20 protein-coding genes are annotated in these 15564 nt (G+C 50.5%); 2 read left to right on the forward strand and 18 right to left on the reverse strand.

Annotated features, from left to right (window positions below; genetic code table 11):
• Window positions 1-91: 91 nt before the first annotated feature.
• The 4 genes from ytxJ to nagZ form a co-directional block, all read right to left on the reverse strand.
• The gene (ytxJ, locus tag QQZ12_RS06580; RefSeq protein ID WP_102993157.1) at window positions 92-439 is read right to left on the reverse strand and encodes a bacillithiol system redox-active protein YtxJ; all 348 of its coding nucleotides are present in this window, start codon (window positions 437-439) and stop codon (window positions 92-94) included.
• A 148-nt stretch (window positions 440-587) separates the two neighbouring features.
• A complete protein-coding gene (locus tag QQZ12_RS06585) occupies window positions 588-881 on the reverse strand; it encodes a YtxH domain-containing protein (RefSeq protein ID WP_102993158.1) in 294 nt (97 codons plus the stop codon).
• Window positions 882-901: 20 nt separating this feature from the next.
• Window positions 902-1291, reverse strand: coding sequence for a DUF948 domain-containing protein (locus QQZ12_RS06590; RefSeq protein WP_189318879.1), 390 nt, complete (start codon window positions 1289-1291; stop codon window positions 902-904).
• Window positions 1288-3045 carry a beta-N-acetylhexosaminidase gene (gene nagZ / locus QQZ12_RS06595; RefSeq protein ID WP_194830530.1) on the reverse strand — a complete coding sequence of 586 codons (1758 nt, stop codon included), beginning with the start codon at window positions 3043-3045 and terminating at the stop codon, window positions 1288-1290. The genes QQZ12_RS06590 and nagZ overlap by 4 nt, the downstream gene beginning before the upstream one ends.
• 633 nt (window positions 3046-3678) lie before the next feature.
• On the opposite strand from nagZ, the gene QQZ12_RS06600 reads away from it, so the two are divergent.
• Window positions 3679-4737, forward strand: coding sequence for an isocitrate/isopropylmalate family dehydrogenase (locus tag QQZ12_RS06600; RefSeq protein ID WP_035951991.1), 1059 nt, complete (start codon window positions 3679-3681; stop codon window positions 4735-4737).
• Window positions 4738-4788: 51 nt separating this feature from the next.
• On the opposite strand, the gene QQZ12_RS06605 is transcribed toward QQZ12_RS06600, so the two are convergent.
• The 10 genes from QQZ12_RS06605 to QQZ12_RS06650 form a co-directional block, all read right to left on the reverse strand.
• The gene (locus QQZ12_RS06605) at window positions 4789-6246 is read right to left on the reverse strand and encodes an FMN-binding glutamate synthase family protein (protein ID WP_102993162.1); all 1458 of its coding nucleotides are present in this window, start codon (window positions 6244-6246) and stop codon (window positions 4789-4791) included.
• A gap of 5 nt (window positions 6247-6251) precedes the next feature.
• A complete protein-coding gene (locus QQZ12_RS06610) occupies window positions 6252-6536 on the reverse strand; it encodes a spore coat protein (protein WP_022736881.1) in 285 nt (94 codons plus the stop codon).
• 65 nt (window positions 6537-6601) lie between these two features.
• Window positions 6602-6817, reverse strand: a complete 216-nt coding sequence (locus QQZ12_RS06615; RefSeq protein ID WP_102993164.1) for a hypothetical protein — start codon at window positions 6815-6817, stop codon at window positions 6602-6604.
• A gap of 129 nt (window positions 6818-6946) precedes the next feature.
• Window positions 6947-7231 carry a hypothetical protein gene (locus QQZ12_RS06620; RefSeq protein ID WP_123827473.1) on the reverse strand — a complete coding sequence of 95 codons (285 nt, stop codon included), beginning with the start codon at window positions 7229-7231 and terminating at the stop codon, window positions 6947-6949.
• A gap of 876 nt (window positions 7232-8107) precedes the next feature.
• Complete coding sequence (locus QQZ12_RS06625) at window positions 8108-9325, reverse strand: FAD-dependent oxidoreductase (RefSeq protein WP_189318882.1); 1218 nt, start codon at window positions 9323-9325, stop codon at window positions 8108-8110.
• Between the two features lie 90 nt (window positions 9326-9415).
• Complete coding sequence (locus tag QQZ12_RS06630; RefSeq protein ID WP_102993168.1) at window positions 9416-9658, reverse strand: hypothetical protein; 243 nt, start codon at window positions 9656-9658, stop codon at window positions 9416-9418.
• Between the two features lie 41 nt (window positions 9659-9699).
• On the reverse strand, window positions 9700-10263 hold the full coding sequence (locus tag QQZ12_RS06635) for a hypothetical protein (protein WP_102993169.1): 564 nt from the start codon (window positions 10261-10263) through the stop codon (window positions 9700-9702).
• Window positions 10264-10356: 93 nt separating this feature from the next.
• Window positions 10357-10737, reverse strand: a complete 381-nt coding sequence (locus QQZ12_RS06640) for a DUF309 domain-containing protein (RefSeq protein ID WP_189318883.1) — start codon at window positions 10735-10737, stop codon at window positions 10357-10359.
• A gap of 313 nt (window positions 10738-11050) precedes the next feature.
• Window positions 11051-11770, reverse strand: coding sequence for a tetratricopeptide repeat protein (locus tag QQZ12_RS06645; RefSeq protein ID WP_102993171.1), 720 nt, complete (start codon window positions 11768-11770; stop codon window positions 11051-11053).
• A 55-nt stretch (window positions 11771-11825) separates the two neighbouring features.
• Window positions 11826-12320 (reverse strand): DUF3907 family protein, encoded by a 495-nt coding sequence (locus tag QQZ12_RS06650; protein ID WP_102993172.1) that lies wholly within the window; start codon window positions 12318-12320, stop codon window positions 11826-11828.
• A gap of 256 nt (window positions 12321-12576) precedes the next feature.
• Here QQZ12_RS06650 and QQZ12_RS06655 point away from each other — a divergent pair, with 256 nt between their 5' ends.
• Window positions 12577-13050, forward strand: coding sequence for an acyl-CoA thioesterase (locus tag QQZ12_RS06655; RefSeq protein ID WP_102993173.1), 474 nt, complete (start codon window positions 12577-12579; stop codon window positions 13048-13050).
• Window positions 13051-13516: 466 nt separating this feature from the next.
• Here QQZ12_RS06655 and QQZ12_RS06660 read toward each other — a convergent pair whose 3' ends face one another.
• The 4 genes from QQZ12_RS06660 to QQZ12_RS06675 all read right to left on the reverse strand — a co-directional run bounded on the left by QQZ12_RS06660 (window position 13517) and on the right by QQZ12_RS06675 (window position 15554).
• The gene (locus QQZ12_RS06660) at window positions 13517-13924 is read right to left on the reverse strand and encodes a YjdF family protein (protein WP_102993174.1); all 408 of its coding nucleotides are present in this window, start codon (window positions 13922-13924) and stop codon (window positions 13517-13519) included.
• Between the two features lie 263 nt (window positions 13925-14187).
• The gene (locus QQZ12_RS06665) at window positions 14188-14376 is read right to left on the reverse strand and encodes a hypothetical protein (protein ID WP_102993175.1); all 189 of its coding nucleotides are present in this window, start codon (window positions 14374-14376) and stop codon (window positions 14188-14190) included.
• Between the two features lie 55 nt (window positions 14377-14431).
• Window positions 14432-14854 carry a CoA-binding protein gene (locus QQZ12_RS06670; protein ID WP_102993176.1) on the reverse strand — a complete coding sequence of 141 codons (423 nt, stop codon included), beginning with the start codon at window positions 14852-14854 and terminating at the stop codon, window positions 14432-14434.
• Between the two features lie 4 nt (window positions 14855-14858).
• Entirely contained in the window at window positions 14859-15554 is a 696-nt protein-coding gene (locus QQZ12_RS06675; protein ID WP_102993177.1) for a serine/threonine protein kinase, read from the reverse strand.
• Between the last annotated feature and the right edge of the window lie 10 nt (window positions 15555-15564).

Consider the following 15564-nt stretch of genomic DNA (forward strand, 5'->3'; position numbering starts at 1 on the left):
CTTGCTCCTCTCTTCTCAACTAGAAAAATAATTTTCGCCATTATATCGAAAAACAAACACTTTGTCGAGGGAATTCTGCACCTGTATCAACTTAGAGCGACTGCACAGCATCGGTCAACGCCTGTTTGGTGATATTCCAATGAGAAGCGTGCCACTTCACTTCATCTCCGACCACGACAAGCGCTTGTGGAGACTCATGCTTGATCCCAAACCGCTCGGCAATCTCATTGGACAGTGGACGGTCTTCGATCACGAACACGGCAGCGGACAGCACCTCTGTTGCTGCATCTGAAGACAAGAACGCTTCCCATTCGGCGTAGGCCGCCGCGCTGATTGGGCACGATGTGCTGTGTTTAAACAACAACAAGGGGCGTTTGCCCGCTTTTGCCATCCATTCGTCCAATTGTTCCACAGAGGTCATTCGCGCTGGTTTTTCCATCCATTCCACATCCTTATCAGTTTTTTGGCTTATCTTTCATGCGTCAGGCGTTGGACGCCCGTTCGCTTTCTTTCTTGGCACGTCTTCGCAAACCTTTTTCAACTTTATGCAAAAAGGCGATCATCATGCATGACCGCCTTCACTTTCATTATTTCTTATCTTCAATCGAAATATAATCGGGCGTTTTAGAGGAGGGCGCATCGATATAGCGGTTGACCAACACGGTCCCCTCATCGTTTACTTTTTCCCATTTGCTTTCCACCGGCGCTTGCGATTTGATCGTCAGGTATAACTCTTTTCCACGCTCTTTGGCCAATTCCAAGCCTTTCCCCAATTCTTTACGGATTTCATTGCCCGTTTTGGTCGTCGCCAACAGCGCGGTCGCTGCCCCGATCAAGCCGCCGATCACGGCACCCGCCATAAAGTATTTTCCTTTGCTCATCGGTGTCTCATCCTCTCTGTTCAAGATTTGCGGTCAGACCGCCATCTTTTCACCAAATCGATTCCGGCTCCCACCAATGCGACAACATTGCCCAACCTTTCTTGGTTTGCGGAAACGGTGCGGTTGATGCTTGAAGAAACTTGCTCCAAGCTCTTGCCTACTTCGGTTAAGGAGTTGACCACAGCATCCGCCTTGCGGGACTTTTCGCGGACATCTTCAACCAACAACCGGGTTTCTTGCAAAGTGAGTCGCGTTTCTTCCACTGTCGTCTCCACTTTCTCTTTCAAGCCGTTCACCGATTGATCCACATTGAGCATCACCTGTCTGACTGCAATGAGTGTGCGAATCAAAAAGATGGACAGCACCACAAATGCGACGGCGATGACCGCCACACTAATCGCTATGATCACGATTCATTTCCCCCTCCATCAACTCCTGCTGAAAACCCATAAGGATAAGCGCCCGACACGGTGACCGGCAAGCGGCCCGCAGCAGGGAGCTGTCCGGCCACCACGCGCATGCCGGCCTCGATCGAAGGACCGGTCGCCCCATACAGCGCCAACACGGTGGAGGTGGACGGCAGTTTCACCGCATCATACGGCACATCCATGCCCATCACGATGACCCGTTTCTGTTTCATTTCCAACTGTCTGATGAGCGCCAATTGTTTGGTTTGTGCGCGCGACATGCCTATCACCACCGCGTCGGCCCGTTCCGCCTTGGCTAAAAGCTCATTCACTGGCGCTTTGGCCCACTCTTCCACCCAGACCACTTCGGCTTGGTACCCTGCTTTTTCAGCCGCGGCTTTAAACGTTTGCGGCTTATTTGAAGTGACAATCAGCAGGCGAGCCGTCTTGGACGGCGCCAACGGGAGGCGCTTCTGTTTGTCTTGCAGCAAGGTAACTGCCCCTTCCGCCGTTTCCCTAGCCACAGCTTGCGCTTGGGCGCTGTTGGCGAACGGCTCCCCTTGCGCTAATTCCGGTTGGGTATGGGTGATGATCGAACGCTTGCCAATTTTTTTTGCTTTCAACGACAAAATGCGACGAACGGATTGGTCAATCCGCTCTTCAGTGATCTTCCCTTCACTGACGGCTTGTTTGACAGCGGCAATCGTCTTTTCTTGCACATCCAATTGATGGCAGACCAATACGATATCCGCGCCTGCTTGGATCGCTTTCACCGCCGCCCGGCTGGTTCCGAAATGATCTTTGATGGCGCCCATCTCCATGTCATCAGTAGTAATGACACCGTCAAACTTCAACTCTTTGCGCAACAAATCCGTCAACACGCGTTTGGACAAGGTGGCTGGCAAGCCCGGTGTCGGTTCAATGGCCGGAAAGACCACGTGCGCGCTCATCACCATGTCCGCGCCTTTATCGATGGCTTCTTTAAACGGAACCAACTCCAAACGTTCCAGCCGTTTCCGGTCATGCGGCACTTTGGGCAAGCCTACATGGGAATCGACCGCGGTGTCTCCGTGTCCGGGAAAATGCTTTACCACAGTCAGCACGCCCGCATCATGAAAACCGCGAATCATTTCTGTCCCCATCTGAGAGACCAACTGCGGGTCTTCTCCAAAGGAGCGGACACCGATCACCGGGTTGCGCGGATTGTTGTTCACATCTAGCACCGGGGCCATATCCAAATTAATGCCCATGGCTCTCAACTCGGTTCCCATCTCTTTTCCCGTGCGGTAAGCCAAATCGGGCTTGCGGGTGGCGCCCAAAGCCATGTTGCCGGGAAAAAGCGTAGCCCCTTCTTGAAACCGACTCACGCGGCCCCCTTCTTGGTCAATCGTCACAAACAACGGGATTTTCGCGCCATTGTTCATCGCTAGCGCTTGCAAGTCCTGGTTGAGCTTGGCCACTTGACGGGGGTTGTCCACATTGCGATCAAATAAGATCATCCCCCCGATATGGTAGTCCTTAACCAGCTTTTCAGCCTGGGCATTCACCGTGTGGGCTTGTTCAGTTGCCACACCACGAAAGCCCATGATGAACATCTGGCCGATCTTTTCATCCAGACTCATCTGCTCGATCTTCTCATCCACCCAGGTGGTGGGCGATTCCCGCCCAGTCTGCGCTGGGGGGGAGCATGCGGCTTGCGTAGCAAGGAGCAAACCCGACAAAACAAGCGCCCATCTTCTCCCATGTTTTAGAATCACACTATGACTCTCCCTTCTCACACTCTTCAAACAAAGCCCGCCAGGCCACGGGCCGCCAATCATTTAATACATCTGCGCAAAAATCAGTCTTTCCCCATTTTACTCGATAATCGAAACCCCGGAAACAAATGTCACTTCTCTTTCAATGAATCTACAACTTCTCTCAACCATTCGGGTGTGTTTCTGCGAACCATGTTGACAGGTGGAAGAGGCAGGAAAGGCCATTGTAAAAATGGTCTTGAATTCAATAAAATGGACAAATATATAATAGTATAATAAAATATCGACAGAGATAAAGGGCTTATCTCCCAGATTGTAGACAAACCCTAAAAGAGCGAGATTTTTGAGAGCAGAGTGACTGGGAGCTCTGAATCAAAGCGGAGCGCCGAACGGAGGAAGAAAGCGGGCTTATGGGGCGAAAGCGCCTCGCGGATGCGGTCGTTGCCCGCTGCCTGCGTTCGGCGGCGGAGCCACTTCCCGTCTGAGCAACTGGAAACGCGGACTCAAAAATCGGCTCTGGGCCACTTTGTCAACAGGCTATATGAGATAAAGGACCTATCTCCCACCTGTTTATATAAATTTGTGATCCGTTGAACGAGGTGAAGAAACTTGAGCACAAAATCAGTTGTGATCATGAAGGGAGACCAAACAGGACAGGAATTGCTGGAAGAAGCGTTGCGCGTTCTGGATCCCAATGTAATCGGTTTTGAAATCGATTTCCAAACCTTTGACCTTAGCTTGGAACATCGTCGGAAAACCAATAACCAAGTGGTATACGAAGCCGCACAAGCGATGAAACGCACTGGCTTCGGATTGAAAGCAGCCACCATCACCCCTGAAGAAAAAGGGGATGTAGGTAGTCCCAATGCCATCTTGCGCAAAGAGATTGACGGCAAGGTAATCATCCGCACAGGTCGTCGGATTCCTGGCGTGCGGCCTGTGGCAGGGACTTTCGCGCCGATCTCCGTGATTCGGATGGCTGTCGGCGACGCTTATGGCGCCAAAGAATGGCGAGATGGGGAAGGCCTCGATGAAATCGCGTACCGCACGGAAACCATCGATCGCAAGACCTGCCGCGCGGTAGCCGAATTCGCGTTCCGTCACGCCAAAAAAACAAACGCCAAAGTGTTTGGTGGGCCTAAATACACCGTAAGCCCCGTGTATGAAGGCATGCTGAAAGAAGAAATGGATCTAGCGAGCCAAAAATATCCTGAAGTCCGGTATGAACCGCAGTTGATCGACGCGACCTACGCGCTCCTGATCAACAACTCCGGCGATCCGTTAGTTATCCCCGCCCTCAACCGCGACGGTGATTGCTTGAGCGATATGGTGTTGCAACTGTTTGGCTCCATCGCCGGTTCCGAATCGATCTTGATGAGCTTTGACGATGAATTCAATCCGCAAGTAATCATGGCCGAAGCTCCACATGGCACAGCGCCATCGCTCTTCGGCAAAAACGTGGCCAACCCCATGGCGATGATTTTGGCAGCCGCCTCCCTGCTCACCTATTTTGGCGATGCCAAAGCCTCTGCCGCTTCACGCGCGATTTATGAATCAGTCATCGAAACGGTGCGGGAAGGCGTGCGCACCTCCGACCTCGGAGGAAGCTCCACCACTTCCGAATTTACCAATGAAGTGATCAGCAAAGTGCAAACTAAATTAGAAGTGTGGACCACTTTGCAAGGGTTTTAAGCAAAAAGCCAACTCCTGACGAGGAGTTGGCTTTGTCTTTCAGACATGCGATCAATGAAGCGGTTTTGTCGTATCTCCGGCTTCATCTCCGGAAGTGTAGGACATGAAATCATCCCATTTCCACAACGAGTCGGCCTTGTTCGGCTTCAAGGCCATTTCTTCTTTTTTGGCGGCACGCTGTTCGGCGCGAGACCATCCGGCATAGTCGACTCCCAGCACTGTAGCTAACTCGCGATCCATACAGACCAGATCATCACGTCCGATTTGTTGCAGATCGGTTTTCCCTAGCGAAATGGCCGTCAGCTTCATCTCTTCCACACAGGACTTCAAAAACTTGGCCAGATGTTCTGCGCCTTGTTCGATATTGAGGTCTTCTTTGAACTTTCCGTGGTAAAGCACGCTCTGCACCGGCGGTTCAAACGGGGACGCCAGGTTAAATTGCGTTTGCAACATGGCTACCAAGGCGATCGAGCCGATATAAACCGCATCTGCCCCCAATGCCATCGCTTTGAGAAAATGACCTGGCGTGGTCAGTCCGCCCGCGGCAATCACTGATACCTCGTGCTTCACCCCGCGTTTTTCCAGATGGCGCACGGTTCGCGCCAAAGCGTACAACGTGGGCAATCCCACGTCATCCTGCAAAGTCGTCGGCCCTCCGTGCGTTCCCGCTTCGGCACCGTCGACCACAATATAGTCGATCCCACCCTCCAATGCGCAATCGATCTCATCTTCCAGATAGTGCGTCGCACATGTCTTCAATCCGACGGGCACACCGTAAGTCTGCCTCAATTTGCGCACCAACGGCGGAAACTCTTCGGGGCGATTGACCCCTTTTAGCCGCGAATGGATGGGGGCGTCCTCCCCTTCCGGGATGTTGAAACGGCGACGGAATTCGTCATCCATCTGCCACGAAGACGTACCCATTGGCGCGGATGCTTGGGCCCCTTGGCCTAACTGAATTTCAATGGCATCGAGTTGCGAGAGGGATTCATGGTCATTCATCCACCCTCCCCGGTTGTATTGGCCGATAAAATACCGGGCCTCGCGACGCTCTTCAGGCACCAGCGGCGCTTCCCCCGAGTTGGTCGCCGTACCGGCCATGCTCGCGCCCCGCGCCAACGCCTGTTTCGCTTTTAATCCTAATGCCCCGCCGTAAGACATACCCGAAATCAAGATGGGGATTTCCAGCATGAGCGGCTTTTTCGCTTTGGGGCCGATGGTCACGCCCGTCTGTACGCGCACCCCGTCTTGCGTGGGCATACGATACAGATGAACGGGGTTGAACATCAATTGCTCCCACCGTGATAAAACGATAGGGCTACCCAACGGCCGGGGGATCGGTTTGCCCGATTCCGCCCGCATCGCCGCTTCTACAATCGCACGCAATGTCAGCTTTTGCGTAATTGTCACATAGGAAAACAAGTTCTCGGTATAAGGGTCTTGCATCATCCGGTTCATCACCGCATCCGCCACACTATTGATGATGCGGTGTACAATACGAGTCAACATAACGCTTACTCCTTTGCAGCCAATTCAGGATGGCGCTCCAGCTGTTGTTCCCAGTGAATAATGGCGCTCTCAATCGGTTGCTGCCCCGCCGTCGTCAACGTCAACCAACCCCGTTGCTCCATTTCGTTAAACAATTTGGTCTGAACCCGGTTCACCTCGTATAAACACTGTTCCAGCGTTTGCCGCAACTCCTCGTTAGCGCTGATGTGCTGCGCTTGCAGATAGTGTTGGCTCAATGTCCGCTCTGTGGTCAATAGGTCGCGAATCATGTCCCGCATCACCCATTCCATCCTTGACATCCTCCTTACAAAATAACTTCATTTTCACCGACCTAAAAAGTCGGCGACAACCTCTTTCAATGTTGCATCCGTGCTTGTCCGCTATGGTTGCGCAATTGGTCGATCAATTGTTGCAGATGCTGTTTGTGCATCGTTAAAGCCTCGGTCAGCAACGGCTCCCATTCGGTCTCATTCCCTTCATTGATGGCCGCTTGCGTTTTCTTGATCGACAATGCCTCCAACTCCAGCAGTTCCTCCAATTTCAACAATTCCTCTTGTGTGAGTTGCTCCATCTGTTTCCCTCCTTATGCTGGCATGGCTCAATTTTTATCAATCGCTCTGCTCTTATCAATTAGTATGGATGTTTCCTCTTCATCTTATGTGCAACAAAAAAAGCCCCGCAGGGCTTCATCTGATGGCCATCATTTTTTTCTCGGTAAGCGCTGTTTGCCTTGCAAAATGTCCAGGCCCAGCGCAGGGTTGGATTGCACCTGGTCGGCAAATCGCTGAAGCTGGCCCATGTCGACGTCGGCTTGCGTCACTTTCATCAGATATTCCAACACCGCGTTCATGCCACCATTATCGAAAGCCTCTTTGGCGCCGTCCATGATTTTGCCCAATTGCTCTTCAGTCAACACCTTGCGCCCCATGATCGTATTGATCATTTGCGCCAATTCTTTCATGGAAAACTCGTTGTTTCGTGGCATCTCATTCATTCCCTCCTGTTTGCGCACTCGTTACACCATATGCCACGTTTGCCCATCCCGTCCCGGGCATACGCCCAAATCAGCGCGCCCAAGCCGTGGAAAATGGACGAATTACCTATTACTTCCAACCGCCACGCTGTATATAAAGTTGATAGCACGTTTCTATATCTCAGCGAGAAAGGATGGCTCGCATGGATCACGCTTTGAAGCTTTGCCGCTCCCAATATGTGGCGCCCCCCCACCGTCTCCATCCGTGGCAGTGCCTGTTGCTCTTTCTTTTGATTGTCCCCACCATTTTCGTCTTCGTTGAAAGCCTGTGCCCCTAGACAGAATCCCATTTTACCGCAATCTGGACACCCGCCTTTCCCACCCTTTCCACCGGGGCATAGAGTAAAGCAACTGCTGATGAAAGTTTAAAGACTTTTATCAACCACTCTTTCATTCAGCTAAATCAGATCAAAGGAGGAATCGCTATGAGCGGTTATTATGGTGGCTTTGGCTGGAGACAACTTCTTATCTTCCTGTTGGTGATCGCGACGATCTTCGTCTTCGTCGGATGCGGATTCAGCTATAAAGGCGGCGGTTACTGCTAAGCGATGTAACTTCGCTTGCGGCAGGCCGCATCTCTCCTGAACCTGAAAGGGGGTGTAATCATGAGCGGATATTACGGCGGATTCGGTTGGAGACAGCTCTTGATCTTCCTGCTGGTTATCGCGACCATCTTCGTGTTTGTAGCCGGATGCCATGGCAGAGGATATTGCTAAAGCATCTTTGTCGGCGGATGCTTCCCAAATAAGAAAATGCATAAGCCTCCACCTCCAAAGCGTTGGTGGCCAGGAGTGAAAAAAGCGCCCTCTGATCAGAGGGCGCTTTTCATTATCTGCGCAACCGCACATAGGCGCGAATGACTTTGTCCACCCAGTCCCCCCACCAAACGGGCAACGAATGGGCCCAACTTGTCCGATTTTGCTGCAACAACTGCTGAAAGCGCTCTGGACGATCTAGACATACGCGGTTCCGCTTGGCTTCGCGCAATGCCTCCACCGGGCCATCCACATCCGGCCCTACCGCATGGATTCCTGCAATCGCCCCATCTCGGCGGGTGATCAGCTTGACGAGTCCCGTCATTCGCTGCGCGCGCCATACCCGAGCACCTTCATCCTCTTGCCGCGCTTGCTCCTCACTCATACCCACTGCCACTAAGGGCGGATCGGTCTTGACAATTCGGGGAGCAATGGAGTAATCGATTCGGTGTTTGGTGCCCAAAAGGGCATTCATCGTCACTCGCCTGACTTCTTCCGGCCAAACACCGCAATCGGGACGCCCATGGACTTGCGGCCCAACGGCATAGATATGGGAGCAGGAAGTCCGCATCCACGAGTCCGTAACCACCCCTCCCTCCTTGTAGGTCAATCCCAATTCCGCCAATCCCAGGCCGGACACTTGGGGTAAAGACGCATCCGCCGATACGATTTCATCGATTTCCAAGGCTTCAACCAAACCGTCAAACTGCAACTGGATGATCTTTTTGTTGGCGCGTTGTACCACTTTCACCACTTGGGTGTGACATCGCACTCTGACTCCTTCTTGCTGCAACGATGCTTCCAAAATGGATAGGCACTCCGGATCATAGTCTGGCAACAAGCGGGTGCCTGTTTCAACCACCGTCACCTGGGCCCCTTGACGGGCAAGAGCTTGGGCCCATTCGATTCCATGCGGTGTTCCGCCCAGCACAACCCACTTTTTGGTTGGCGGCTGCCTCCAACCGCTCTCTTCTGTCACTTCCCCGGTTGCGGCTACACTTGCGGGCTCCGGAACCTCCCGGACGCGTTCCAAAGCGATGATGAATGCCTTACCCGCTAATCGCACCTGTCCAGCCACTTCTACTTCATGTTCTGTAAGAAAGCGCACGCTCCCCTTGTACACATCCACCATGCCCTCGTAGGCGAAAAAGTCCTCTTCTCCCACGCCGCCCGGGTCCAGCAAAGCCACATGGGCACCCCAGGTGGCCGCTTGGCCGGCAATGACTGAGCCCAATCTTCCGCCACCAATCACAATGAGTTGATATCGCTTCATTTTTTTCGTCCCTTTCATCCAGCCTCGCCCTTTCATTTTAAAACGCTATCAAATCATTTGTGAAGAAAAGGACGAAACAAAAAACGAGCCGTGGAAACTCCCGGCTCGCTAAATTTCAGGATAAGGCGCAACCGATTGGATCAAGCATTTACTTTGGTCTTTGCCGAGCAGATGGAGCAACATGTGATATTGTTCAATCAACATCACTTCAAAAAAACGCAAGTCTTGTTTTAATTTGTGATTTTCCTGGGTCAACCGTTTCATTTGTTGCCCCATCTGTTCCACTTGCTCTTCCAGTTGGGATATGCGGACATGGCTGAGTTCACGGGCGGACTTGCTTGGATTAGGCAATATTCGCCACCTACTTTCTCCCCATTGGCTGCTACTTTATCTTATGATGATTCCCCTATTCCGCTATCCGCATTTACCTGTTGTCCTTTCTCATTTTTAATGACAAGCTCCGGCATCTCCGCTTGTTTTCGCACCGATTGCAACATCCGCAAGAGATCTTGGTACTTGTCTTTCACTTCGTTTTCATACCAATCGTAGGATTGCCGCTCTTCTTTTAGTTTGCTATTCTCCGATTCAAGCTCGCGCAAAGCTTTCTCCGCGTCAGCCAAGCGTTTGGTCAGCCGTTTGACCTCATCTTTGGCCCGGCGCCCTTCCCGATCTAGCTCTTTGATGAGCGGAATCACTTGCGTCAACGACTCCAATTGATCCCCTTTTTTCTTTTTTAATTGTCTATAAACACGCTTCTTCTTCGCGTCGGCATAGGCCTTCAGGTCTTGTTGCCTAAGCACGGCGTTCCAGCGAAAACCGCAGGCTCCTGGTGTTCGGTTCAACTTCCGGCCTACTTCCTCAAACGCTTCGATCTGCGTTTTGCCACTTTCGATTGCCGTTAACGCAAACTCACGCAACAGTTGGTCTTCCTCTTCTGTCCAGCGACGCCCTTTCATATCTATTCTGCCCCTCCCCTCACTTTCATCCTGTGAACAATATTTTTCTATATATATTATGTAGTCAGGAAGGGAGGATATTATGTTTCAAACTTAAAATCCCATCTCATGCAACCGAGGGAGTGGCCCCACGGGAATCGACAGTTGCTCCAAGTCTGGCAACGCCATGCTCGCTTGACCTTCTGGCAAACGCTCTAAGCACAAGGCCAGCCACGCCAGCAACGCATCCACATCCACTCCGTCGCGTTCAGGGCGGAAAGGCGACAGATAGCGATAGGCGCTTGTAGCCAATTTACGCGCTCCCCGCACTTTACCGCGCTTCAGTTGGTGCATGATCGCCGCAATCTGGATCAGTCCGTGATAGAAATCATTGTCCCGCTGTGTTTGCCAAAGCTCCTCCAACACTTCATGCGCTTCCCAATATTCTTCGGCGTGATAATGGCGGAAGAAGCTGAGATAATTGGTGTGGTACATCGCCAACTCCCTTTCCTCTCTCCAAACGCGCGGGAGACCTCGCTTTTCCCGGCGAAGGAAAATCATTCATCCGATTTCATTTTATATGAACTTGCCCCACCAAGGGAACCTTGCCTAAAAAAGGCAAAGAAAAAAGACCAGGTTCCGTTCCTGGTCACATGAAAGAGGGTCAAGATTAAGGAGTTAAAAGAAGCGTGGTAGCGTAAGCAAGAAGGTCAACCTTACTTACAGGAACCATTTTATCACGCTCCGCGAATTTTGTCGATATGGTGTCGAGGGTTGTTTTCGAACTTTTTCAATTTTGCCCTTCTTTTCAAATCACCCAACGCTTCCAAAACATAAAGATTTTCGGCGTGTTTGTCGCTTTCAGCACCTGCGCGAATTGATTTCGCAACACTTTGTTCTTCGGATCGAGACGCATCGCCATTTTGAGATGTTTGGCCGCTTCCTCATAGCGCTCCATCTCCATGAACAAACGGGCTTTCCCTAGATGGTAGCGGGGGTGCTCCATATAATATTGTTGCGCCAATTCAAAATGCAACAGCGCCTGTCCCGTTTTGCCGCGCAACAAACAAATCTCCGCAATCAAGATATGGCTCAGCGCGTCGGTAGGCTCCAACTCCAACCCCCGCAACAACAAGTTTTGTGCCATGGTGATACAATCGGTGTGGGTCATCAAATAACGGGCATACTCCCGGTACCCTCTGCTGAAGTGGGGAAACCGGTGCAAAATCGCTTGATAAGACCGGCCCGCTTCCGTCAACTCCTGTTGGGCTTCCAATATTTGCGCATACAGCAGATGCGCTTCTTTGTGATCCGGTGCAAGGGCGAGCGCGCTTTCCACAGCCTGGTGCGCCCGGCTCCAATATTGCTTTCTAACCTCCAGCACAGCCAACATCAAAAAATACTCCGCTTGAGGCTCCTCTTTGATCATGCGTTCCAGTTTTGCCCGATTGCGGCGGTAGCTCCCCGATATATACCGCTTCCCTTGTGCCTCCCTTGCGAAATCCAACTCGATAATGGGTCCGGCCACGTTTCTCTCCCCCTTTATCTAATATAACATCCTAAGCGCAGCTACCTGATCGCGATCACAGACGCATGCGGGTCACATCGTCCGTCTCGTAACAGTCCAGCTCATCCCGCAATGTGGTGAACAATCCCGACAACGAGAGCGTAACGCGGCGCAACATGGTCGGCGGCGTCTGCCGAAAAATAATGCTGTCACCCCGGGTGTAACTATATCGGCTGTTTTCCCAATACACTTCGTTTTGGGGATGATAGAAGAAATGAACACAAGTATGGGCGATGTTACGCAACGCTTTTTCCGCAAGCTCCTGATGAAAATCAGCACGGCGCAACACCCGGCTCACCTGTTCATAGCCCCGTTCGCAGGCGACGCTCAGATAGCGCAAATCGTGCAAAAACTCCCGAACGTACGCTTCCTGCTCTTTGGTTGCTGGTGTGAACTCACTCGTCAGCTGCGGCACGGCGGTATAATCCAAAAACTCGTTCAGTTGTGTCTTGGCCTCTTTCAAATGTTCCTTCACCAGAATGCACAGCTCTTTGGTTTGCTCGGCTGGCATGATGAAACAACCCCCTGTTGCGACAAACTACGCCCATGTTAAATTTCCACTTTTAGTATATCATATGGCCCATTTCATTTCTGCAATCAATTTAGATATTTTAAAAATAAGAAGAGAGAAAAAGACTAGGACATTAGAAGGAATTCATATTATGAAACAAGAATTTACCGAAACCAAGGCGTGTCTGATCCTTATGATATGCGTCAACGCGACTTGCCAGACACACCTAGTTTAAATCCCACTGGAGGAATGGCATATGAACACAACTTGGCCACCCACCGATTTGGCCCAATGGAGCACACAATTCCGCTTTATCACTCCTATCCAGGTCCGCTTCTCCGACACTGACATGTTGGGGCATATCAATAATGTGAGTTACTTCAGCTATTTCGAGCATGGCAGGATCGCTTATCTGGAAAAATTGGGTCTGACCCGTTATTTATTGCAGTCCCCGACAGAGCCGGGCGGATATATTGTCACGGCCAATCTAGAATGCCAATATCTGCGAGAAATACATTTCGGCAAAGACGTGCGCCTAGGTGTCCGCGTCAGTCGCATTGGAACAAGCAGCTTGGATATTGAATACGCTTTATTTTTGGCAGAGGAAGAAATCATCGCCGCCATCGGACGCGGCACAGTGGTCTATGTCAATCCCACGACTGGCAAAAGCCAGCCTTTACCTGAACAGGCGAAAGAATTGATTCGCTCCTTTGAAGAAGAACGGCCTTAATCAGCCACAACCAACACTCCCCGCACCTTCAAGGCGTGCGGGGAGGAAACACAGCTTATCTGATGGGGCGCTTTCGCAACACATGGGGGGCTCCAGCTATCTGTTCGATCGGCGTCTTCTCCTCAAACGCGGGGTATTCCCCATACGATTTCCGAGCGTCAGGATATAGATTGATTGTGCTAGTATGATCATGCAGCTCCAAAAAACGGTCTTCAAACACGCCCGGCGCTTGGATAAACTAGAAAAAGCGAATGATAAATAGCAAAGGCCAGGATGAGAAATCCCTGGTCTTCTGTTACATACTCCGACATGCTTTAAAACATGTCAGCTCGTATTGATACGAATAAATTTAAGAGAATGATATTTGGATTCCGTTTCTACTGGAAGATATAAAGAAACTCATTTGTTGTTTTGGGTAGCAGCGTTTGTACTGGGGGACATACATAAAGGACGATAGATTAAAAACCTATCGCCCCTTATGTTTTGCCTTTCTTTTGGCAATTTTTATCTCCCTTTTTTTCTTGGCCAATGCTTCTTTCTCCTCTTTACTCAGTATTTTTCGTTCTTTTTTGCGCTCTTGCAGTTCCAATTGCAATGCCTCATGGGCATAGGTAGAGACCCCTTTTTGTTGCATCTCTTTGGCCACTTGGCGAGCGAGGCGTTTAGGGTTGACTTTTTTCTCTTTCTTTTCTATATCTACTTGGAATTTGCGTTTTTCAATATGAGCGAGCAATTTCTTGTTGACAAAATCGAGAATTTCAGTATCTTTTGGCTCTGATCCAAATATGACTTGGCCTGCGCGTAGTTTGTTATCAATGGTTTCTTCAATAATTCCAACCCAAAATTGACCGTCATGATAAACGGTTAACTTCATTTCAGGTTCCCCCTCTAAAAAAATCTGAATAATAAAGGAATGATGGACGAGCCCGAGGGGGCAAGGATACTTCATTAGGGGTTCGCACCCTAATGTTACTGGACTACCAACCAGTAATGTGATTTTTCATTCCTTTTATATCGACTCCGTTTGTGTTCCCGTTTAGGAAAAGGGAGGCCTCGTGAGAGGCCAGATCATTTTATTGCAAATCGTCCTTATTTTCTCTGATGTTTTAGCTCTATTAGCCATTCACCAGACATGCCCTAGTGGTAATATTGGCACATGCGCTTTTTTGCAATCGTTTCAGCGACAATGTAATAAATCTCTTCTTCTTTTAATGCCGACACTTCACCATAGATGAGGATTTGTGCTTCTTTTTCTGTTTCCGTCAACAGCTCATGTATTTCGGGCATCCGGTCCAACACTAAGCGGGACAAGGTTACCGCTTGCATCCGCCTCACCTCTTGATGTGATGTTTATCCGCTTTCAGCCCTCCTACCATCCACACTATTTTCCGCCGAGCAAGATCGCGTGATCCACTTTGATGCAACGATCCATGACCACCATGATGCCATATTCTTGCGCCAAGCGGGCCGCTTCCTCATTCACCACGCCTGACTGCATCCAGATTGCACGCGGTTTCACCTTTACTGCCTCTTCTACCACAGGCAAAACCGCCTCACTTCGCCGGAACACATCCACAATGTCAATCGGTTCAGCAATCTCATCCAAGGAAGCGTAGGGACGTTCCCCAAGCACCGGTTCTGTCAGGTTTGGGTTCACCGGAAAAATACGATAGCCAGCTTTTTGCAATGCTTCCGCAATCAGATAACTGGTTCGCTCCGGATTGTTGGAACAACCGACGACGGCGATGTTCTTGGCAGTTGCCAGCAATTCTTTTCTTTCCTGATCCGATGGATTTTGAAACATGTGATTATCCTCCTTCATTCCGATCGTGATTGGTTAGTCCTAGACCGAACCGTTGCATGATTTTTTTGCCGAATTCTTGCAAATGAAAAGGGCCGCCCTGTTGTTGCATATAAATGTGTTTCACCATTTCAATCAACCAAACGGGCAGTTTTTTTCCCTTGATCAAACTGTAAAATGCATTATATCCCTCAACAAGATGATCCCATCTTTTGTCATCGCCGGGGTTCAAGTATTCAGAGACATCAATCACCTTGGCCTTATTTCCTTGCAGAATCACGTTTTTCAAATGAATGTCCCTCGGATTGAGCCCCTTGCTCCTTGCAAATCGGCGCGCTTCTTCCACTTGCTCGATCACCTGCTCTGGAATGGTGATTCCCCGCTCCAAACATTGGTACAGCGTGGGACCCGGTTCATAACTCAACGCCAAGTAATTGGTTCCACTCCCACGTAAGCGAGCGAAGTACGGCGAGTTTCCCAAGCGTTCATACACTTGTTTTTCCTGTTCTTTTTTGACGAGCCGATCTGGCGCGTAACATTTGAATACTAGGTCAGGGTAGTCGGGATGCTGGACGACCACCGCATCCGTACCAACGCCGATCAAGCGAAAGGGAGACGGGATGTATTCCACATCCACTAATTCATTTCGGTCATTCGCATGAACGATTATTTCCTTTAAGCTTGTGTCAAGCTTGTCATCCATTCCGGATCCT

It is taken from the genome of Laceyella tengchongensis, assembly GCF_900182735.1.
GTDB lineage: Bacteria > Bacillota > Bacilli > Thermoactinomycetales > Thermoactinomycetaceae > Laceyella > Laceyella tengchongensis.